At 31.4% G+C, this 21,075-nt stretch carries 24 protein-coding genes; 12 read left to right on the top strand and 12 right to left on the bottom strand.

The genetic code is table 11. The annotated features are described in order from the left end of the window. The first annotated feature begins 214 nt into the window (after positions 1-214). The 3 genes from Q0893_RS03770 to Q0893_RS03760 all read left to right on the top strand — a co-directional run bounded on the left by Q0893_RS03770 (position 215) and on the right by Q0893_RS03760 (position 3,976). A complete protein-coding gene (locus Q0893_RS03770) occupies positions 215-1,117 on the top strand; it encodes a C1 family peptidase (protein ID WP_299272530.1) in 903 nt (300 codons plus the stop codon). A 27-nt stretch (positions 1,118-1,144) separates the two neighbouring features. Then, a complete protein-coding gene (locus tag Q0893_RS03765; protein WP_299272528.1) occupies positions 1,145-2,773 on the top strand; it encodes a T9SS type A sorting domain-containing protein in 1,629 nt (542 codons plus the stop codon). Positions 2,774-2,896: 123 nt separating this feature from the next. Then, positions 2,897-3,976 (top strand): TlpA disulfide reductase family protein, encoded by a 1,080-nt coding sequence (locus Q0893_RS03760; protein ID WP_299272526.1) that lies wholly within the window; start codon positions 2,897-2,899, stop codon positions 3,974-3,976. 83 nt (positions 3,977-4,059) lie between these two features. Here Q0893_RS03760 and Q0893_RS03755 read toward each other — a convergent pair whose 3' ends face one another. Both Q0893_RS03755 and Q0893_RS03750 read right to left on the bottom strand, forming a co-directional pair. Beyond that, positions 4,060-4,392 (bottom strand): single-stranded DNA-binding protein, encoded by a 333-nt coding sequence (locus tag Q0893_RS03755; protein ID WP_299272524.1) that lies wholly within the window; start codon positions 4,390-4,392, stop codon positions 4,060-4,062. Then, positions 4,373-4,693, bottom strand: a complete 321-nt coding sequence (locus tag Q0893_RS03750; RefSeq protein ID WP_299272523.1) for a helix-turn-helix transcriptional regulator — start codon at positions 4,691-4,693, stop codon at positions 4,373-4,375. Before Q0893_RS03750 ends, Q0893_RS03755 begins: the two co-directional genes overlap by 20 nt. A 391-nt stretch (positions 4,694-5,084) precedes the next feature. Here Q0893_RS03750 and Q0893_RS03745 point away from each other — a divergent pair, with 391 nt between their 5' ends. Genes Q0893_RS03745 through Q0893_RS03715 form a run of 7 tightly spaced genes read left to right on the top strand, consistent with a single transcriptional unit; the run spans position 5,085 to position 9,839 of the window. Continuing rightward, positions 5,085-6,545 carry an arginine decarboxylase gene (locus Q0893_RS03745; RefSeq protein ID WP_298900884.1) on the top strand — a complete coding sequence of 487 codons (1,461 nt, stop codon included), beginning with the start codon at positions 5,085-5,087 and terminating at the stop codon, positions 6,543-6,545. Between the two features lies 1 nt (position 6,546). Beyond that, a complete protein-coding gene (gene speB, locus Q0893_RS03740) occupies positions 6,547-7,485 on the top strand; it encodes an agmatinase (protein ID WP_299272520.1) in 939 nt (312 codons plus the stop codon). After that, a complete protein-coding gene (locus Q0893_RS03735) occupies positions 7,472-8,449 on the top strand; it encodes a deoxyhypusine synthase family protein (RefSeq protein WP_298900886.1) in 978 nt (325 codons plus the stop codon). Before speB ends, Q0893_RS03735 begins: the two co-directional genes overlap by 14 nt. 11 nt (positions 8,450-8,460) lie before the next feature. Further along, a complete protein-coding gene (locus Q0893_RS03730; RefSeq protein WP_299272518.1) occupies positions 8,461-8,754 on the top strand; it encodes a hypothetical protein in 294 nt (97 codons plus the stop codon). A 6-nt stretch (positions 8,755-8,760) separates the two neighbouring features. After that, complete coding sequence (locus Q0893_RS03725; protein ID WP_298900888.1) at positions 8,761-9,183, top strand: NUDIX hydrolase; 423 nt, start codon at positions 8,761-8,763, stop codon at positions 9,181-9,183. Next, on the top strand, positions 9,167-9,424 hold the full coding sequence (locus tag Q0893_RS03720; protein WP_298900889.1) for a hypothetical protein: 258 nt from the start codon (positions 9,167-9,169) through the stop codon (positions 9,422-9,424). The genes Q0893_RS03725 and Q0893_RS03720 overlap by 17 nt, the downstream gene beginning before the upstream one ends. Position 9,425: 1 nt before the next feature. Beyond that, on the top strand, positions 9,426-9,839 hold the full coding sequence (locus tag Q0893_RS03715) for a bleomycin resistance protein (protein WP_298900890.1): 414 nt from the start codon (positions 9,426-9,428) through the stop codon (positions 9,837-9,839). 143 nt (positions 9,840-9,982) lie between these two features. Here the strand turns inward: Q0893_RS03715 and Q0893_RS03710 are convergent, their stop codons facing one another. Both Q0893_RS03710 and Q0893_RS03705 read right to left on the bottom strand, forming a co-directional pair. Next, complete coding sequence (locus Q0893_RS03710) at positions 9,983-10,315, bottom strand: single-stranded DNA-binding protein (protein WP_298901520.1); 333 nt, start codon at positions 10,313-10,315, stop codon at positions 9,983-9,985. Between the two features lie 81 nt (positions 10,316-10,396). Continuing rightward, positions 10,397-10,723 (bottom strand): single-stranded DNA-binding protein, encoded by a 327-nt coding sequence (locus Q0893_RS03705; protein WP_298900891.1) that lies wholly within the window; start codon positions 10,721-10,723, stop codon positions 10,397-10,399. A 772-nt stretch (positions 10,724-11,495) separates the two neighbouring features. Here Q0893_RS03705 and Q0893_RS03700 point away from each other — a divergent pair. Beyond that, entirely contained in the window at positions 11,496-12,269 is a 774-nt protein-coding gene (locus Q0893_RS03700; RefSeq protein ID WP_299272514.1) for a carboxypeptidase-like regulatory domain-containing protein, read from the top strand. Between the two features lie 23 nt (positions 12,270-12,292). Continuing rightward, on the top strand, positions 12,293-13,201 hold the full coding sequence (locus Q0893_RS03695; RefSeq protein WP_299272512.1) for an energy transducer TonB: 909 nt from the start codon (positions 12,293-12,295) through the stop codon (positions 13,199-13,201). A gap of 35 nt (positions 13,202-13,236) precedes the next feature. Here Q0893_RS03695 and Q0893_RS03690 read toward each other — a convergent pair whose 3' ends face one another. The 8 genes from Q0893_RS03690 to Q0893_RS03655 all read right to left on the bottom strand — a co-directional run bounded on the left by Q0893_RS03690 (position 13,237) and on the right by Q0893_RS03655 (position 21,063). Continuing rightward, positions 13,237-13,680, bottom strand: a complete 444-nt coding sequence (locus tag Q0893_RS03690) for a GNAT family N-acetyltransferase (RefSeq protein WP_299272510.1) — start codon at positions 13,678-13,680, stop codon at positions 13,237-13,239. Positions 13,681-13,743: 63 nt separating this feature from the next. Next, positions 13,744-14,361, bottom strand: coding sequence for a hypothetical protein (locus Q0893_RS03685; RefSeq protein ID WP_299272508.1), 618 nt, complete (start codon positions 14,359-14,361; stop codon positions 13,744-13,746). 138 nt (positions 14,362-14,499) lie between these two features. Beyond that, positions 14,500-15,567, bottom strand: a complete 1,068-nt coding sequence (locus Q0893_RS03680; protein ID WP_299272506.1) for a helix-turn-helix domain-containing protein — start codon at positions 15,565-15,567, stop codon at positions 14,500-14,502. A 214-nt stretch (positions 15,568-15,781) separates the two neighbouring features. Next, complete coding sequence (locus tag Q0893_RS03675; protein ID WP_299272504.1) at positions 15,782-16,981, bottom strand: serine hydrolase; 1,200 nt, start codon at positions 16,979-16,981, stop codon at positions 15,782-15,784. 3 nt (positions 16,982-16,984) lie between these two features. After that, positions 16,985-17,782, bottom strand: a complete 798-nt coding sequence (locus Q0893_RS03670) for a hypothetical protein (RefSeq protein ID WP_367180632.1) — start codon at positions 17,780-17,782, stop codon at positions 16,985-16,987. 185 nt (positions 17,783-17,967) lie between these two features. Next, positions 17,968-18,189 (bottom strand): hypothetical protein, encoded by a 222-nt coding sequence (locus Q0893_RS03665; protein ID WP_299272500.1) that lies wholly within the window; start codon positions 18,187-18,189, stop codon positions 17,968-17,970. Between the two features lie 50 nt (positions 18,190-18,239). After that, positions 18,240-18,653, bottom strand: a complete 414-nt coding sequence (locus Q0893_RS03660; RefSeq protein WP_299272498.1) for a DUF6855 family protein — start codon at positions 18,651-18,653, stop codon at positions 18,240-18,242. Between the two features lie 22 nt (positions 18,654-18,675). Next, the gene (locus tag Q0893_RS03655; RefSeq protein WP_299272496.1) at positions 18,676-21,063 is read right to left on the bottom strand and encodes an outer membrane beta-barrel family protein; all 2,388 of its coding nucleotides are present in this window, start codon (positions 21,061-21,063) and stop codon (positions 18,676-18,678) included. Between the last annotated feature and the right edge of the window lie 12 nt (positions 21,064-21,075).

Here is a 21,075-nt window from a genome sequence, read left to right as displayed (position 1 = left end):
TTTATTTAAAAAACACCACACTCCATATGATTATTGTTGCATCTATAATTACTGCTTTAAGTGTCATTTTTAATGTGATACATGTAATTTTTGAATTAAAGCTAACAGGTCACTTTTAACAGTTATCATAGGTGAAATATGATCACTAGATACAAAAATGAGGCTAACGGTAAGTCAAATCAAGAAATTAACAAACTACTATAAGTAAATTATAATGAAATTTTTAATACCATTTTTCCTATTAATCTCAATGTCATCTCTAGCTCAAAATGAGATATTTGAGACACTGAAACAACAATATTCTTTTGAATTTGATAAAAAAAACAAGCTAGATTCAATCGATTTATCTTCCAAGATGTCTGAGGTCAAAAATCAAGGTGTTCGTAATACTTGTAGTGCCTTTGCTTCTACAGCATTAGCAGAATTTGTTATTCAAAAAGATCTAGGAAAGACCTATGACTTGTCTGAAGCTTATGCATACTACAATGCAAAAAAAACGGTTTTAAGTAATTCGTTTTTAAAACAATCTTATGAACCCGTTGATGGCTTATGTGGCTATTTAGCTGTTACAGGTTTTCAAAATGGTTGTATGGAAGAAAGTGAATGGATCTATGACGGTAGTGCTTCCTGGAAAGAATCAAATGCCAAAAACTGTAAAACAGATAATGGAGTCTCATCAAGAGAATGTCATACAGGAGTACCTCCTCAAGGCGCAAAAACCTTAGATATCAACTTAAAAATTGTACATATCCCACTTGAGGAAATTGATGAATTTATTCTATCAGAAAAACGTCCAGTAGTTGTTAATATATGGATTTACAAAAACGGTATGGACACTAAAACAGGTGCTTTAACTATTCCAGAAAGTCCAATTTTAATGGGAGGTCATGTTGTTTTAATTACAGGTTACAATAAAAAAACTGAAATGTTCTCTTTTAAGAATAGCTGGAGTAAAGATTGGGGTGAAAATGGTTATGGGACAATGTCTAAAAAGTACCTTTTAGAACACTTTGAAGCTAATAATTTAATAGCACAAATACCAAACTTGACAAAAGACCAACAAGAGTATGCTACCAAAGTATCTATGGGAACATCTGCATATACGATTAAGAACTAATTATATAAAACTAAATAAACAAACATTATGAAGCAAAAACTACTCATTTTATCTATCTTATTTTCTGTAAACATTTATGCTCAAGAATTTGGCACCAATGATTTTCGAATTAGTGATATGGGAGACAATGGAGCAACAAATTTCTTTGCATTTTTCCCTGAAGTTGCCTACAGTGATATAGAAAACAAATATCTTGTTGTCTGGTCTGCAGATGACAATACAGGAACAGTTGTAGATAATGAATTTGAAATTTATGGACAATTCATATCAGATAACGGCATCGAAACTGGTGTTAATGACTTTAGAATTAGTGTTACAGGAACCGATGGCGAAACACAGCTTAGAGCAGAAGACCCCCATGTAGTTTATAATTCTACAGATAATGAGTTTTTGGTAGTATGGAGAGGAGAAACATCTGTAGACAATGAATTCGAAATTTTTGGACAGATTGTAGATGCTAATACAGGAAATCTTGTTGGTGCAAATTTCAGAATTAGCGATATGGGTAATGAAGGCGATACTTCATTTGGAGCTTTCCTCCCTAGAGTTTCATATAGTGCTACTTCCAATGAATACCTAGTGATTTGGGAAGGCGACGAATCTATTAATAATAAGTTTGAAATTTATGGCCAGCGCCTTTCAAATTCTGGCGCCGAAATTGGAGTTAATGATTTTCAAATTAGTCAACAGCTTCCTTTAGCAGATGCAAATTTCGATGCTAGAGGTCCAGATTTGATTTGGAATTCCATAGAGAATAATTTTTTGATTGTTTGGCAAGGAGAGACCAGCACAGATGACGAAAAAGAGATTTATGGACAAATCTATGACCTAGACTCGCAAAGTATATCGGGTTCTAATTTTAGAATAAGTGATATGGGACCAGATACTAATATCAGTTTTTTTCCTATAAGGCCTCGTGTAGCATATAATGCGACTGACAATGAGTATTTAGTTGTTTGGAATGGAACCGATACTGTTATTAGCCAATTTGAAGTTTATGGACAACGATTGTCAAGTTCTGGAAGTGAACTAGGTACTAATGACTTTCAAATAACAGCTGTAACAGCTACCAATAGTAATTTTGACACAGCTTTTCCAGACGTTGTTTGGAACAATACAAATAATGAATATATGGTAATCTATAGAACAGATTTCACGCTCTCTGAAGAAGAAGTTTTTGGTCAAAAATTAAATGCTTCAGGAACTAATAACGGTAGTTCTTTTAGGTTAAGTGATATGGGAGATGATAATGACAATACATTTAAAGCCGATAATCCAGCTCTTACAACCAACAATCAAAATGCCTATATAATTACGTGGTACGGTGACGATAATATCCCTCCTCTTGTAGGTAATGAGAATGAAATTTTCATCCAAATGTATGGCAATAGTACTTTATCAATAGATGACACACAAGTAACTCATAATATTAAAGTCTATCCGAATCCCAGCTTTACTGGTGTTTTAACTATTTCAGGATTGCAAAACATTGATGGAGTCTCATTAGATATATATGATATCCTTGGGAAAAGGGTTTTTAACAATGTAACTATTGAAAACAACACGTTAAATCTATCTAATCTAAAATCTGGTCTGTATTTAATGAAATTTACAGGAACTAATTTAAATAAAATTATAAAACTAGTTGTTAATTGAAGTATGCAAATATAAGCCCAGTAATTAGTTTAATGATTAACCTATAATTTACCTTAATATCACTCTCAAAAAAAATTGAATAACAATTTGTAGATATAAAATAATACGATGAAAAAGCAATCGATGAAAAAGCAATTATTGTTTCTAGTAATTTTTATTAATCTAATAGTTAATGCTCAAGAGCGAACCTATGTCGAAATGCAAATTGATGATAGTTATAAATCAAAACAACTATCACCAATATGGGTCAAAGATAGTATTGGTATTGCTCCTGGAAATGTTCAATTAAAAATTAAACATATGACTATGAATAGTGTAGTTTTTACTATTCCAACGTATGAAGGTGAAAAAACAGTGAAATTAAAAGCAGGTTCAACCTTTACTTTTAAAATAAAGCGAAAAAATGACCTCATTCTTCCATATACCATTAAATATATAACTGAAATAAGTAATGAAAAAAAAACAAAAAGGTTGTATTGGATATCAAATTATAGATTAACTGGCACATTTAAAACAGCTGATTGTAATTTCAAAATTTCTATAAGGGATATGGATGGTAATGGAATATTTGAGAAAAAAGATAGTGAAATAGGAACTAATCTGTCAATAGATATCAATAATGACGGAAAATTTTATGGTAAAAATGAACACTATACTACTCATCAATTAATTAGTTTATGCAATGTTACTTATACGATCAATATATTATCTGAAGAGTACACATTAATTTTTAAGAAAAATTCAAGACCTATTCCAAAATTGGGTGATAAAGTTATTCCCTTTATTGAAAAATCTTTTGATGGAATAACTATTAATTCTAATAATTTATTAGGAAAACCTTTAATTTTAGATTTTTGGGCCTCATGGTGCCTCCCTTGCGTAGAAAAATTTCCTCTTCTAAAATCTATAGAAACAAATTATAAAAAGGATTTAAATATTATCACAATTAACATTGATTACCCGAATAGAATAGAAGCTGCTAAAAATATATTAATTAATTATAAAATAGACTGGCCAACAACTATAGATGGGTTGGGTAATGAAAATGTATTATGGAAATTTTATGGAAGTGCTTATGGGCATAAACAAATGATAATACCACTATATTGTATTTTTGATTCTCATGGAATATTAAAATACGTTGGAAATGGAGGAAAGAATCTTAATAAGATAAAGAATATATTAAATAGCTTATTTCCTTAATAATCCTTTGAATTTTTTATCAAATTAAAAATGCGAATAACTAAAATAGAATACTCGCATTTTTATATTGTATATTAATGTTTTTATTTCCCTAACATCAACAACTCATTACAAATTATCTCGGTCGTATAACGCTTTTGTCCGTCTTTATCATCCCAAGAACGATTAGTGAGTTTACCTTCTATTGCAATTTCCTTTCCTTTAGTTACGTATTGTTCGATAATCTCAGCTGTCTTATTCCAAGCTACTATATTGTGCCACTGCACATTCTCTACTTTCTCTCCTGAAGCATCTTTATAGCTATCATTTGTTGCTAAAGAAAACTTTGCTAATTTTTTACCTGATTCTAAGGTGATGATTTCTGGATCGTTTCCTAAATTTCCTATTAATTGTACTCTATTTCTTAATGTATTCATGATATTCCGTTTTTGTGAGCAACGGGTCATATCCCATAAACTCGATTATTTTTTGTTTGTTTTTTGGAGTAGGCTTTGAATCACCTCCCTCCCATTTATGTATTGTGGATTCGTAAACATTTAACTCAAGTGAGACTTCAAAAGCTGTATAGCAATTATCAATTCGGTATTGTTTTAAGTAGTCACCTAACGTTGTAGTTTTACTTGGATAGCCTTTAGGCAGCGGTGCAGCAGCCTCTAAACTTATCCCACAAATGGTCAACACTGTTGTGAGTAGATACCAATTGTAGTTAGTTGCCATCTTAAAACAGTAATTCTAATACACTATCAATATTGTTAATTCTTCTATATAAAACTTAGATTACAAAATTTGATTTGGTCTTTGAAGTTTTTTTTTCTTCATTTGTAATATGAAGCTTTTATCATAGGAGCTTTTAGCTGAACAAAGTGAAAACCGTTTTTACGTTCGGGCTTTTGAAAATTAGGAAGTCAAATTCAAAAGCAGCTTATGGTGTAAGTATCCGAAATTTAGAGCTAACTTCCGAAGTTGAAATATTTACTGCGCATTTCAAAAAATTGTGTTTTGTCCCCAAAATACAATATCAAATTATGATTTGATGAAAGTTATTACTGCCTTTTAATGAAGGTAGCTTTGCTATACCTTCTATTTAATAACTTTTAAAAATTATAAGATGAACACTAAGTATGTTGATTTAATCAATCAGACATTCGACTTTCCTCAACCCGAATTTGAGTTAGAGGGGGAAAGTCTCTTGTTTCACGGTTTAGACTTAAACAAATTAGTAGAAACCTATGGAGCACCTTTAAAATTTACCTATTTACCGCAGATTACAAACAATATCTTAAAAGCAAAGAAATGGTTCAGTAATGCAATTAATAATCATAATTATAATGGTACCTATAAATACTGCTATTGTACAAAAAGTTCACATTTCAAACATGTTTTGAATGAAGCTTTGAAAAGTGATATTCATATTGAAACATCATCCGCAATTGACATTGATATTGTAGAAAATCTAAAAGTAGACGGTAAAATAAATGAGGACACTTTTGTTATCTGTAATGGCTTTAAAAGAGAACAATATGTCACTAATATTGCCAGACTCATTAATCATGGACATAGGAACTGCATTCCTGTGATTGATAACTATGAGGAAATAGATTTACTCTCTAAGGAAATAGAGGGCAAATTTGATATTGGTATTCGTATTGCTTCTGAAGAAGAACCTAAGTTTGAATTTTATACCTCAAGATTAGGTATTGGTTACAAAAACATAGTCCCTTTTTATAATAAACAGATAAAAGACAATCCTAGAGCCGAGCTTAAAATGCTACATTTCTTTATCAATACTGGGATTAGGGATAATGCCTATTATTGGAATGAACTTTTAAAATGCTTAAAAGTATATACGAGCTTAAAAAAGATTTGTCCGTCATTAAATAGTTTGAACATTGGTGGTGGTTTCCCTATTAAAAATTCATTGGCTTTTGATTTTGATTATCAGTATATGATTGATGAAATCGTAAATCAAATTAAACTCGCATGTGATGAAGCTGATGTTGATGTACCAAATATTTTTACTGAATTTGGAAGTTTTACAGTAGGTGAAAGTGGTGGTGCAATCTATGAAGTCCTCTATCAAAAACAACAGAATGATAGAGAGAAATGGAACATGATAAACTCATCATTTATTACAACGCTTCCAGATACTTGGGCAATTAACAAACGTTTTGTGATGCTTCCTATTAATAGATGGAATGATAGCTACGAAAGAGTCTTATTAGGTGGCTTAACTTGTGATAGCGATGATTATTACAATAGTGAACAACATATTAATGCAATTTACTTACCAAAATATCATAAAGACAAACCACTCTATATCGGCTTTTTCAATACTGGAGCATATCAAGAAACTATTGGTGGCTATGGAGGTTTACAACATTGCTTAATTCCAGCACCAAAACATATTTTAATTGATAAGGATAGTAATGGAGATATAACAACAGAACTATTTAGAGAGCAACAAAAAAGTGAAGACCTAATGGAGATATTAGGCTATAACAACAACTCGAAATTAAAAACAACAACAAAATCAAATTCTAGAACAGAATTACAAATAGCTAACTCATAAAATGAAAACTAAAACGTATGCTGGTATCCCAGATGAATATGCAAAATTAGACACATCAAAGATTGTCTTAATACCTGTACCTTACGATGGTACAAGCACATGGCAAAAAGGCGCAAATAAAGGCCCAGAAGCATTTTTGGAAGCCTCTGAAAACATGGAACTTTATGATATAGAAACGGATTCAGAAGTGTATAAAAACGGAATATATCTTGCAGAACCAGTAACCTTAAATGCTACACCTGAGGTTATGGTAGACGCCGTACACCAAGAGACTAAAAAATATATAAAGAAGAATAAATTTGTTACCATTATTGGAGGAGAACATTCAGTTTCTATAGGAACTATAAGAGCCTTTAACGAAGTATTTCAAAACTTAACAGTTTTACATATAGATGCTCATGCCGATTTAAGGAAATCCTATGAAGGAAGTACTTGTAATCATGCTTGTGCAGTATACGAAGCAAGCCAGAGTACTAATTTAATTCAAGTAGGTATTCGTTCTATGGACATACAGGAAAAATCTGTAATGGATGTTGACAAAACCTATTTTGCTCATGAGATGGCTACAGATGATTCTTGGATGGATTCAGCAATAGATCAAATGACTGAAAATGTGTTTATCACTTTTGATTTAGATGCTTTTGATCCATCTATATTACCAAGCACAGGAACACCCGAACCAGGAGGATTGTTTTGGTATGAAACTATAGATTTTTTAAAGGAGGTTTTTAAAGAAAAAAATGTAGTTGGTTTTGATATAGTAGAGTTATGCCCGAATGAAAATGAAAAATCATCAGACTTTTTAGCTGCTAAATTATATTACAAGATGTTAAGTTATAAGTTTCAAAATGAAGATGCGGAGGAGAACTATAATGATACTTATGAAGAATCAAACCGTTTAGGGAACTATAAAAAATTTGATGAGGATGAAGACTACTAAAGGAGCTATTGCAAATTTCATAGAAACGTATTACTTGCATTTTAATGCAGCAACTGTGGTAGATGCAGCAAAGGCTTATGAATCGCAATTACAGAATGGAGCAAAAATGTTGGTGTCTTTGGCAGGAGCCATGAGCACTGCTGAGTTAGGGAAGATATTCGCAGAAATGATTCGTCAGGACAAGGTTCATATTATTTCCTGTACAGGTGCAAATCTCGAAGAGGATATTATGAATTTAGTAGCCCATTCACATTATAAGCGAGTTCCAAACTATAGAGACTTAACACCACAACAAGAATGGGATTTATTAGAACAAGGGCTTAATAGAGTAACTGACACATGCATTCCTGAAGAAGAAGCCTTTAGAAGGCTTCAAAAGCATATCCATGCTATTTGGAAAGATGCTGATAAAAAAGGAGAGCGCTATTTGCCTCATGAGTTTATGTACAAACTTCTGTTATCAGGCGTCTTAGAAGAATACTATGAAATAGATCTAAAAGATTCTTGGATGTACGCGGCAGCAGAAAAGAACTTGCCTATTGTTTGCCCAGGCTGGGAAGATAGTACAATGGGAAATATTTTCGCCAGCTATGTTTTAAAAGGAGATTTGAAAGCTAGCACTATAAAATCAGGGATAGAATATATGACCTTCCTTGCCGATTGGTATACAATTAACTCAAATAAAGGAATTGGGTTTTTTCAAATTGGAGGAGGAATAGCTGGAGATTTTCCTATCTGTGTAGTTCCAATGTTATATCAAGATATGGAGCGCACAGACACCCCTTTTTGGAGCTATTTCTGTCAAATAAGTGATTCTACAACAAGCTATGGTTCTTACTCAGGAGCAGTCCCAAACGAAAAAATTACTTGGGGAAAATTAGATATTGATACCCCTAAGTTTATTATAGAAAGTGACGCTACCATTGTAGCACCTTTAATTTTTGCTTATTTATTAGGAATGTAATCTTAAATAATATGATACGTAAAATTGTAGACTACCAAAAACTAAATGAGAAACTTTTAAATCTACTCATAGAAAAGTTTCCAGACGGATATTCAGACAAAGACATTATTGCCTTTAGAAATGCGAAAAATGAATTGATTGAAGCAGTTGAAATAGAGACTGAAGATACTATTTATCTTGTGAAAGTAGGAAAGCGTTTAGTTCAAGCTATGGAAGATTTCGAGGACAATGGCGATAATTATAATGACGATGATGATGATGATGACCGTGATTTAGTTCCTGATGATTTTAGTGACGATGAATAATAAAATATGAAAATCAATAAGCACAGACATAAATCTAAACTCATAGTTATAGAAGATTCGTCTCTTTTAGTTTTAGAAAAAAACGATAAAAAGAGATATGTTTTTATTGGTGGGTTTCTTAAAAAAAGAGAATCCCCTGAAGAAGGATTGATTAGAGAAATCTATGAGGAAACCGGTGTGATTTTAAATAAAAATCATTTTAAGTATTACACAACAAACACTATAATCAATGGTGATAAAAATGCACTAAGTAGGCACTATTTTATTCTCACAAAAAAAGAGCAAAAGTTTATAAATAAAGAGCCTGAAAAATTTAAATCATTGAAATGGGTGAAATGGACTAAAGTTATAAAGTTTACAAACTCTTTTGATAAAAATATAATTGAAAGATTATTTAACACCCTTATTGATCATGAAACTCATATATGAAACAGCTATTTTTAAGTCTTATACTAATACTAATGGGTTTTATATATTTAAATTAGGTAATAATGAAGATATTATTTTTAAAGAAATTCATCCTCAAATGCTTAAGAAATTTAACTTAAAAAATGATAAACGTCTCATAAATAAAAGATTTTGTATAAAATATACAGAAAACAGCATTGGCAATCAAGACGATTTCATCATTTACAGAATTGAATATTTAGTACTAATGAACTCAAAATAACATGAAAAATTTATTTCACCTTTCGTTACCTTGTAAAAACTTAGTTGACACCAAGATGTTTTATGTTAACACCGTTGGAGCGAACTTGGGAAGGTATGCAAATAATTGGTTAGACATTAACCTTTTTGGGCATCAATTAACATTTACGCAAGTTGGAAAATTTGATTTTACTAACCCTAGCTATTCCTTTGAGGGAAAGGTTTTACCATCTTTTCATTTTGGAATAATATTGGATATAGACTCTTGGGGAAGAATTTACTCTAAACTAAACAATCAAAATTTAGAGCTTACTACTCAGGCCGCTTTTTTAAAAAATAAACCGGGAGAGCATTTATCTTTTTTTGTCAAAGACCCTAACGGATATATATTAGAATTTAAAAATTTCAAAGACGACAAAGAAATATTCAGTTTCTGATGCTCCATTCTTGGAAACTTATAAGCTCTTTTGATTGGAAAATAAAATTGTAATTTAAATAGAGCTCCATTTCGGATTTGAAGTTGGAGCTCTATTTTAGATATTTCTAATATAAAAAGTGTTACCACAAATAGCTATAATACCTACTTGCCCAGCATCAATAACTCATTCACAACAACTTCAGTAACGTATCGTTTTTGCCCATCCTTATCATCATAGCTTCTGTGAGTTAACTTCCCTTCAATAGCAACCTCTTTTCCTTTAGTCACATATTCCTCAATAATCTCCGCTGTCTTATTCCAGGCAACAAGATTATGCCATTGAACATCTTCAACCTTATTTCCTGAAGCATCTTTATAACTATCATTTGTAGCTAGCGAGAACTTCGCTAATTTCTTTCCAGATTCTAAGGTGATGACTTCTGGATCGTTTCCTAAATTTCCTATTAATTGTACTCTATTTCTTAATGTATTTATGGCTTTCTGTTTTTTAATTTACACAAAAAAAAGAGGGCGCTTATCGCGTCCTCTTTCGATACTATATAACGTTTAGAAGGCTTAAAACATCAATAACTCATTACAAATGATTTCTGTTGTGTAATGTTTTTTACCCTCTTTATCATCCCAAGAGCGGTTGGTGAGTTTACCTTCAATGGCAATCTCTTTTCCTTTAGTAACATAATCCTCTACAACTTTTACAAGTCCGCCTCGTACAACAATATTGTGCCAATAAGCGCGCTCTACTTTATTCCCATCTTTGTCTTTGTAGCTATCATCTGTAGCGAGTGAGAATTTTGCCATTTTGTTGCCATCGTCAAAACTAACAATTTCTGGATCTTGTCCTAATCTTCCAATCAACTGTACTCTGTTTCTAAGTGTGTTCATAATTTTAATTTTTTTAATGTTAAACAGTTAATACTATTGAACCTTCAGTGATTCAACATTGCAAATATGAGACGTAATCCAACTACTAGTCGGTAGTTACATATTTAAAATCGTTTGTAAATGTTTGTAGTCGTTTGTAAACGAATAATATTTCAGAAGAGAGGGCAACTATATACAATTTACCACAAGCATACGCTTTACTAATTCAAAAACAAACGCCATTCAAATTATAGAATTTTCGTTTACTTCCCCTATTTTAATTGGTACTCATACATGTATTCGAACGCATAAATTGCTAATATTTTGTTCATTTGTTTTTTGCTATAATTTGTATTCTAGTACTAGATGAAATGAAAAAAATAAAAACGATTCTCGCCTTTTCTTTAAAATGCTTAATAGGCCTATTACTAGTTCTTATAGCCTTTTTGGTACTAGCTATACCTTATGGCAAACACACAGAAAAGGAAATGACAGGGCTAGGTGTTAACTATCAAAATGTTGTGATTAAAGGGGTACATATTATTCAAATAATGACTTGTTAAGAATGAGACAACCTGGTGAAGATAAACAGAATACTTACGCTACTATAGGTTTGTTTTTAGAACACTTAGTAAGCAAGTAAATGTTCTTTAATCAGGGAAATGGTTCCTAGAAAACTTAACTCATAAAAAGTAGAGGCGCTCATAAATATATAGGTTTTATCCTTCATTATGAAAGGATTTCTAAAACCAAAAAGTACCTTCTAGATATAATAATTTGATAATAAAAACTAATGAATAATAGTATAAAAAGAATTGACCTGTCAAACTTAAAAAAATGCAATCAAGTTTGGGATGGAATGCCAAAAAGTGAAGCTGGAAGAACGTGTTTAAAATGTAATAATACTATAATAGATTTTAGAAATTTGACAGATGCTGAGGTTGCAAAAATTCATCTTTTTTCCGATCAAAAAGTTTGCGGACTGTATAAAAAAGAACAGCTTCAAAAAATAAAAAGAGAAGATAAAAACATAAAAAACACCTTATTAAATTCTCTTTGCCTAGGGGTTTTTAGTGTCTTATCATTTAATAATTTCGGGCAAGATCTTAAGCATAACCAGATTCAAACTGAGCAAATCGAAAAGAAGTACGACACCTTTTTAAGTACTATCTCCAAAGAGAAGTCAAACCCATTAAAAGTTATAAAAAATGACAGCATATATATACATGGTAATGTAGTAGACGAAAATAAACAACCGTTATATTATGCCTATGTTATGATTAAAGGAACAGAAATGATAGCGTCATCAGACTTTGAAGGAAATTACAGGCTTAATATCACAGAAGATTTGGGTACTTTAAAAAAAATAACATTGTCCTACTCATACCTTGGTTATAAAACAATTGAAAAAGAGATCGATTTAGGAAGTGTTGGGGTAGACAAAAACACTATAATTAATGTAGCGCTTACTGAAAAAAAAGAAACAGCATTTGCAGTTAAGCAACGAGAACCATTTCATAAAAGAGTTTGGATAGGGATTAAAAGCATATTCAAAAAAAAGAAATGATTCTAAGCAAAAAGTCTTTAGCAATGAAAGTAAAAATTGATAAACCTTGTTCAGAAAACTGGAAGCAAATGAAAGTAGGCATTAACTCTAGCTTTTGCAAAAACTGCCAACGCAATGTGGTTGACTTTACAACAATGGAAAAAAAAGAAATACTAGAATATTTACTACTAAACTCTGACGATAGGGTATGTGGAAGAGCCTATCGTTCTCAGCTTGATTTTTCATATTCAGACGTAGTAATAACTGTAGATATAGTTCCTAAACAAAATAAAAATTTCAATTTCCCTTTCCATATTTTGGTAGTAGGAATGCTAATGCTAACAAATTGTACGGATTCAAAAACAGCAGAGTTGCCAAAAACTCAAATTTCAGATACCATATTAAACAAGAAAACACTTATAGATAGTATAGAGTCCAAAAAACATAGTACAAATAACGACAGTATTACAATTTCAAATGATACGACGAAAGTAGAAACTCCATTAACAATAGGTAGTGAAAGACAAATCAACCTATCACAAACAAACAAAACCTCACGAATTGACACATCTAAAGAAGAACCAATTATTGGAGATATTGAAGTGACCATTGAAGCCAAAGACACAATGTTTGATCCCAATAAAATATATAAGAGTGTACAAAAAATGCCTGAGTTTATTGGAGGATCAGATAGTTTAGTTAGTTACATACAAAAAAACTTAAAATACCCCAGAGCAGAAAAAGAAATTGGACTAGAAGGACGAGTCTGGGCAAAGTTCATAATTGACAAAGAAGGGAAAATTAAAAATATTGAAGTGGTTAAGAAGGTAAGCAAAAACATTGATAAAGAAGTGGTTAGGTTAATTAATAACATGCCAGATTGGATTCCAGGACAGTATTATGGTAAAAATGCTAATGTCGAATTTTACTTGCTTATCAAATTTGAGCTATAACCTAAAATTTTCATCCTTTTTACTAGGGCAATTGCTTAAAGTAGTTTACAAAGAAGTATCACTTTCTTATCGTACTTGTTTTCAGAATTACACCATTTTAATTTTTCAAATACGACTTGAGGTCCTTTTATAGTAGTGCAATGCTCAAATCCGAATTTCGAGTAGAATTCATACAGGTTTTCAAAAGGCAAACACCAGATATTGGCATTACCAAAGGGGTTTTTACTACATAAGTTTCGAACGATATATTGAGCGACGCCGAGGCCTCTAAATTTAGAAAATGTATAAATTCCACCGAGCTCTATATTATATTCATCGATTTTCACCAACCTACCTAGTCCAGCATTTACATTTTCAACTTTGGCTATTACAATATATTCGTTTTCGTAGTTCGATTTTACAAAACCAATTTCACAATATTTTGCATTTATCCAGTTTAAATCATTTTTTTTAGCCTTATTTACTGTGACTTTCTTCATATTAAGACCTTAGATTCTAGCTTGCATATATCTAGTTAGTCTGAGTTTCCTATGTTATATATTTTAATTGCGAGATGCTTGTATTAATGTATAATTATCAATCCATGTTTTTCCATTATCATTAGATAAGTCTGATTTCCATTTAAAGCCACTCTTCTCAATATCATAAAATGCTATTCTTAGTTTTTGACCTTTGGTAAGACCTGGGAATTTACCTTCAAAAGTAATTGTACCAGATTCTTTCTTTGGTTGACCTAATGGATACCATTTAGATGGATTTAAAACATCAAAAAAGCCCATAACCCATTTTCCAGTATTCTTGTTATATGATCTTATTGTTATTCCTAAAAAAATGGGGACGCTATTAGAATTGTTAATTCTAAATTCTTCAGTAATCACTCTATTCTCCATTTTCTTTTCTACTTTCCATGTACCACTATATTGATAATAATTGCCATTTTCTACGTTTAAGGTTTTTCCGTCAAATGTGAAATTGCCAACTAAAAAGTCAAACAAATGGCTCTCATCATTTTCATGTAAATGTTTAGTACTATCTAACTTATTATAAGCTATTATTCTTTCGGTTTCTTGTTGCTTTAAAATAGAGAAATGTTCCTTTTTAGTATTATTATGTGTTTGACACAATAACAACATAATGCTTAGGCCATATACTAATTTCATATTTTATGATTTTTAAATGATACTCAAATATTGTCTTTAAAATTGATTTAGTAGTTCTCATACCTATATCCGAACTAGATTTTGAAAATATCTGTAGTGATTGACCTATGAAATTGGGTAATTAGTATATAAAATAGTCTAGAAGTTCTTCCTGTATTCTGTTGGTGTCAATCCTGTTTTTACTTTAAAAAGCGTATTAAATGAAGATTTAGAAGTGAAACCTGCTTCATACATGATTTCTTTAACAGTTAATTTTTCTGACGGAAATTTTATCAGTAGTCTTTTTGACTCTTCAATCCTGTAATTATTTATGTATTCATGAAAGTTATTTCCTATAACTTTATTGATGGCTTGAGATAACATCCTGGGATGTACTTCTAAATTGTCTGCTAACATTTTTAAATCTAAATCTGGATTTTTAAAAACCTGATCGTCCCCAACATATTTCTCTAACTTCAATGACAATTCATTTAACTCTGAAATATTATATAAATCCTTTGAAACACCATTTGATTTTAAACTAAATGATGATATATCAATATCATCTTTGGTTAATTTTCTAAAGTAATTGGGTCTTTTAATGCCTTGATATATTAGAAAATTAACATAAACAAAAACTCCTATTAACATTAAAACAAACATATAAGGTTCATTTACAAAAAGATGATCTACCATCATTATTAAAGAGTTGTAAATTGAAATCAAAATTAACATTGTGAGTAATCTCATTTCTTCGCCCCCAAAATGTTGAGAAGAGACCTGAACAATTGTACGCTTATAATTGACAACTTTCATCAATGCATATAAGCTATATATGAATATTGACAGAAATCTTACAGCGACAATGGAGATATAGAGTTCTCTGTTCAATAGAAAACCGAGTATTAATAATGATAGAAATGGAATGAAATGTATGCCATCGCTTTTACGAAATCCTGAATCTTCTTCTAAATGAGATCGGGTATAAAAAAATATCAAGGGACCATAGAGTAATCCAATATTCACAGCTGGAACCGTAAGTTCCATTATATGGTACTTCGATACGACTTCAATTAAAAGAAATTGAATTCCTATAGTTAATAGTATTAGTGATAGAAAAATATTGTTTCCTTTTTCTCTAAATTTCTTGCCCATTAGTATGGTACCAAAGAATAGGCCTTGCCAAATAATTATTGTACTAAGAGTACTGTCTATATTCTGTATCATCTAATTTTGTATCCAAATTACAATTTTTAAGATATTACCTTCTTAAAAATTACCTAAACATTTTCTTTTAAGACATACTTGAACACCATCCTAGGGCATCAAGAAGAAATAAACTGCGCGATTTTGAAACATAGGCTTTATAACTATTAAATAGATTTTTGAACTTCAAGATGAGTAACAATAGATTAAAAATACTGCCCTTACAGCAACTGAATTATTTGGTATTTAAAACTTTAGTAAGGATTGGCTTTATTTCATCTATAAGGTCTAAGCCTCTCCGTCCATTAGTAAATATTATTACTCCATTTTTGCTATATAAAAAACCTGTAAAATCTGCTCTGTACGAATCGTTGGCTCCATTATGCGAAAAACTAATAAACTCATCCCTTTTATCTATTCTAGGCCCTAAACCATAATTACTCGGTTCTACTTTTGTCATCATATCATTTACGAGCTGGCGAGGTAAAAACGTTTCGTTTAATCCGTCATACGAGTTCATTAGCATGATCATTAATTTAGAAAAATCTTTAGGTGTGGTCCATAAACCTGAAGCTGCAGCTTCAGGCATGGCCTGATAACCTCTTGGTAAGGCTACTACATTTCCATTACTATTATGTGCTTTTGCTATGTTTCCAAAATCTTCAGGAAGTGGGTTTTGATAGCTACTTCGATTCATCTTTAAAGGTGTAAATAATAAATCTTTTGTTGCTTTATGAAAAGTGAGTTTAGTGACATCCTCGATTAAAAGTTGTTCAACTGTTGTGCCGCCGCCTGAATATCTATATCTAGATCCTACAGGAAAATTTACATATACAGGTCCATTTTTTGCCGGATACTTACCTTCTAAAATTTCAACAGTAGTAGGTAACCTTTCATGTGGCAAATAATCTGCAAAGCCATGAACTGTTAATCCTGAAGTATGAGACATAATTGTTCTTAATGTAACAGGTTTCTTTAGTGTATAATTATTATCTTCAATTTTCCACGACCTCAAATAGTTATTTACGTTTGTATCAAGGTCTAATTTGCCTTCACTCACTAATTTTAAAATAACTACTGCTGCTCCAACCTTGCTTACTGAGCCAACAGAGAACATGGTTTCCTCATTTACTTCAACCTCTTTTCCTTTTTGCAGATGACCATATCCTTTTGACCATTCTAACTTTCCGTCTTTTATGATAGCAAAGCTTATGCCTGGCACACCATAATGCTTCATTAGGTCTAGTAAGTTTGCCTTTTCTAAAGCCGTCTCATAGCTATCGCCTTGCTTAGGTATTGCCGTCTGATAGACAACTTCTGTTTTGCACTTCAGTTTTTTAAATTCGCTATTTGTTGAAACTGCTAGCAACATCAACGCTGCAAATGTTATGCTAAAAACCGTAATTATTGTTTTAGTACTTTTTAAATGCTTCATAACTTAAAATCCAAATTCGTAACTATTAATAAGAATGATTATAAAAACTAACATAGAGATGCTCAGCAGTATGACTCCAATGGTAAACAATCGTTTCATTTTAAACCACATAATCAATCCAGATATTGCCCATATAATCATTAAAACTGCTAAAGAATCTGCAAAGAATACCCAAAGCCATTGTACAGAAAAACCTGCTACTGGATACCCATGTACTTGATGAAGATTCGTCAATAAATAATTGAGCTTAAACTTACGTTTACCCAGATCATTCACTCTATAATTACCACTGGTATAGTTGTAGGTTACGCGATAATTTCCAGTGTCATTTTCAAGATCAAATTCTAAATTTGGAATCCGCTGAATCCTTGATTTTCCTGGTACTATGTCTTGCTTTTTTAATACTTGTTCTGCTTTGTATAATAAGTCTTTAGAGTTTATGTTCGAGGTCGCATAATTTCCACTAGAAACTTCGGTGTTATTCACAAAATCTGGTAAGGTTAGTAATTGTACCTTTGACGTAGGAATGTCTACGTTCATTCGATAATCTGCAACGTCATTCATACTTCTTAAAATCATGGTGCCATTATACTTGATGTTTTTAATCTCTGGATTAGAAATCAAACCATCCCTAACAATAGAATTGGTAATCGATGTAGCCAATTTTTCCACATCTGGAAACGTAGACGCAAAACTTTCTTCCTTATCAAGAATAAAGGAATCAAATGAGCGATCATTTAGTATTGTAGGATGATTGAAAATGATACCCGACAATCCAAAAATAAAAATATATGGAATCATAAATAAGCCGGCATATAGATGAATTCTTCTGTTAAATTTATGAAAATTGAATTTGCTTTTGGGCATAATCTTTAAAGGTTATTTTGAGTCATTGATAAATGAATTTAATAGCGGTTATAAGGGTAAGGTCTATGACATTGTACATATCAATTAATATATAGGGGGCTTGAATACGCATTTAAGTCTCATTTCCAATCTTCAATATCAAACCTAACAATATATATATCTAAGTGACCATCAAAAACTTCTGGATTATCAGAATCTCTAGTAGAAGTAGTTATATTATCTGCCTCAAACTTTATTGGTGTTTTTCCAATGGTCGATAAATAGCTTGACAAAGGACTCATAGTATCTCCCTTGCAGCTAGAACATAATAAAACAACCAACAGTAAATACAGCACTTTCATATACCTTATTTTTGATGTTTTTAGAGAATAAATATTTTTCTTATTTGTCACTATTTGGCTCTCATTGAGTTTCCTCGTTTTTTATGTGTTACTTCGGCAAGGCCCATTGCTTCCAACAGTGGAGGGATGTACATTCCAAATCTACCACGCAACCCTTTTTTAAGTCCGTACCAACCACCAATTGGATTGTTAGTAGATCTTCCCCAATGTTCAAAAGTGTTCGGTTTTGTTTCTGCTTTTTCATCTTTACTTCCAAGTTCAATCCAATCATTGCGCTCTTTCAACATTAAGTAAGCATCTTCAATACATCTAATGTCGTAATGAAGGATAGTAGATTTTACTGTACAAACTAAAATTTCTTTTCCATCTTTTTCACCAACATGCATTGTATATTCTGATGATAAAGGAGGTGTTTTAAGTTTTATAGGGTTATCCTTTGTTCCAATTTTCTCTTTATAATTCATGTGTTTTTGTGTTATTTGTTTTTTAACGATTACTTCTACCAGGACGTCTTGTTCTTGAATTCTCTTTTTGATTGAATCTGTAGGTAAATGTGAGCATGTATATGGGGCCAAAATCTCTTCGACTAGATTCGTAGGTAAAATTCTCTCCTGTTCTAAAAATTCTTTGATCTCTAGAATTGAGGACATTTCTAATATTAAACGTTACGGCAGCCTTATTTTTCAAAAAAGGCTTGTTAATACCTATACTCCCAAAATAATAAGGCTTTGTAATTGTTTGGGCATTTTCATTTCTTGCGTTATAATTGAAAGTAGCCTGAAATGTAATTTGTCTTGGCAATTTAATTCTTGAATTAACTCTACTCGTCCAAGTCTTATTATTAAAGTCAAAGCTAACACCATTATGATTTCCTCTTTGTTGAAAAGAATAATAATTGACATCTCCTGAAACCTGCAACCATTTTAGTGGATTATATGATAAGGAAATTTCTCCACCAATTCTTTTTTCAGTATCCAAATTGATGGTTGTGCTAATAAGAATATCATCTGCATTTTGCGCTGTAAAAAACTGAAATGGGTCAGTAGTATGCTGATAATATATAGATGGGTTTAATTTTAACTTTCCTATTTTGGTTAAAAAACCAAATTCTAAAGAACTGGTAAAAGAAGGATCTAGGTCTGGATTTCCTTGGATTTGTGCATTGAGACCACCCGAAAGAGTACTAAATGGATTTAGTTGCCAAAAACTAGGCCTATTAATTCTCCTACTATAACTTAACTGCGTAGTGGTAACATCAGAAAAAACATAGTTTAGGTGAATTGTTGGAAAAAGTTGTGTGTAATTTTTTTTGCTCCCAAAATCTTCATTTCTATCTGAAACATCAATATTGGTATATTCTGCCCTTATTCCCAACTGATAGTTGAATTTCTTTTGCTCGTTTGCATACAAAGCATAAACTCCAACAATCCTTTCTCTATAATCTAATTTGTTATCAATACTGTTAAAGATTTCCCATTGATTATTCTGAAAAATTTCTGCTTTATAATCACTACTGATAATTCTAGTTTCTCCTCTGAATCCAGTTTCAAACGTTGTTTTTTCATGAATAGGATTCACAAAATCTATCTGTAGTAAAAAGTCCTTGCTGCTTTCAATATCTTTGGTTCTTGACGCAGTTATACTTTCAGTAATAGGAGGAAATATGGTTCGAGTTAAAAAATCTTCATTTTCATCTTCATTCCAGAAATCGTATTGAAAATCAACAAGTAACTTCTTCCCTTTTTTATTATAGTTTTTTGTGTAGCTCACTTCCAACTGATTATGGTCTATAGGTTCAAAATAATTCTCATCCCTCACAATTACACCATTTAAAGTTTGCACAGGCAATGCACTGAAATAGGTGTAATCATAACGTAAAACATTGTCTCTTTCTGCCAATATTTTAAAATAAGACGCTGTTAACGTACTGCTTGCCGATAAGAAATAATCGAAGCCTGTGTATATATAAGCACGTTTTAGATTATGGTATTCTTCTGTTTTTCTATCTAATGAGAGAGGAGTAATACCACTAGTAGAATTTTGAGATACATCTTCGAAAACCCGACTATCGGTAAAGCGATATCCAACTGTTGAGAACAGATTGAACATGTTCGTTTTGTAATTAATATTAGCATATGCACTTGTGTTTGCAATAATGGAGTTGGTTAGCGTTAGAGAACCACTTAATCCCTCTAATCCGTTTTTTTTGAGAATTACATTAATAATCCCTGCTGTTCCGGCTGCTTGATACCTAGAGGAAGGATTGGTTATTACTTCTATGCGATCTATTTGATCTGATGGAATTTGATTTAGGTTATTATTTACGGCTAAAACCGAAGGTTTACCATTAATGAGAATGCTAACATTAGAATTTCCTCTTAAACTTACGACGCCATTTAAATCTACTGAAACAGAAGGAACGTTTTCTAAAATCTGTTGTAATGATCCATTTTGAGCAAGCAAATCTTTCCCTACATTGAAAACCTTTTTATCAATTTTTAAATCTATTGTCGACCGCTCCGATCGTATAATTACTTCTTCTAATTCATTTACCGATTCAGATAGTTTAATGATCCCTAGATCTAAAGATTCATCTACAGTAATTGAACGCAGAAAAGGGTTGTATGATAAAAATTCAGCTTTTAAAATATAATCTCCTTTTTGAACATTTAACTTAAACTCTCCTTTTTCATTAGTAATTACGCCATCAATAATAACATCATTTTGAGAAATAGAAACAGTGGCATATGACAAAGGTTTTTGAGTAAGACTGTCTATGACTTTCCCTGTTATAGAATATTTAGGATTAATATTACTTGAAAAACAAAAAGCGCTTGAAAGTATACATATGCATATGCTGAATGTTCGAATCATTTGGTTTAGTTT

Source organism: uncultured Psychroserpens sp., assembly GCF_947494225.1.
Classification (GTDB): Bacteria; Bacteroidota; Bacteroidia; order Flavobacteriales; family Flavobacteriaceae; genus Psychroserpens.
The sequence above is the reverse complement of the archived record's forward strand: the minus strand, read 5'-3'. Positions and strand labels throughout refer to the sequence as shown.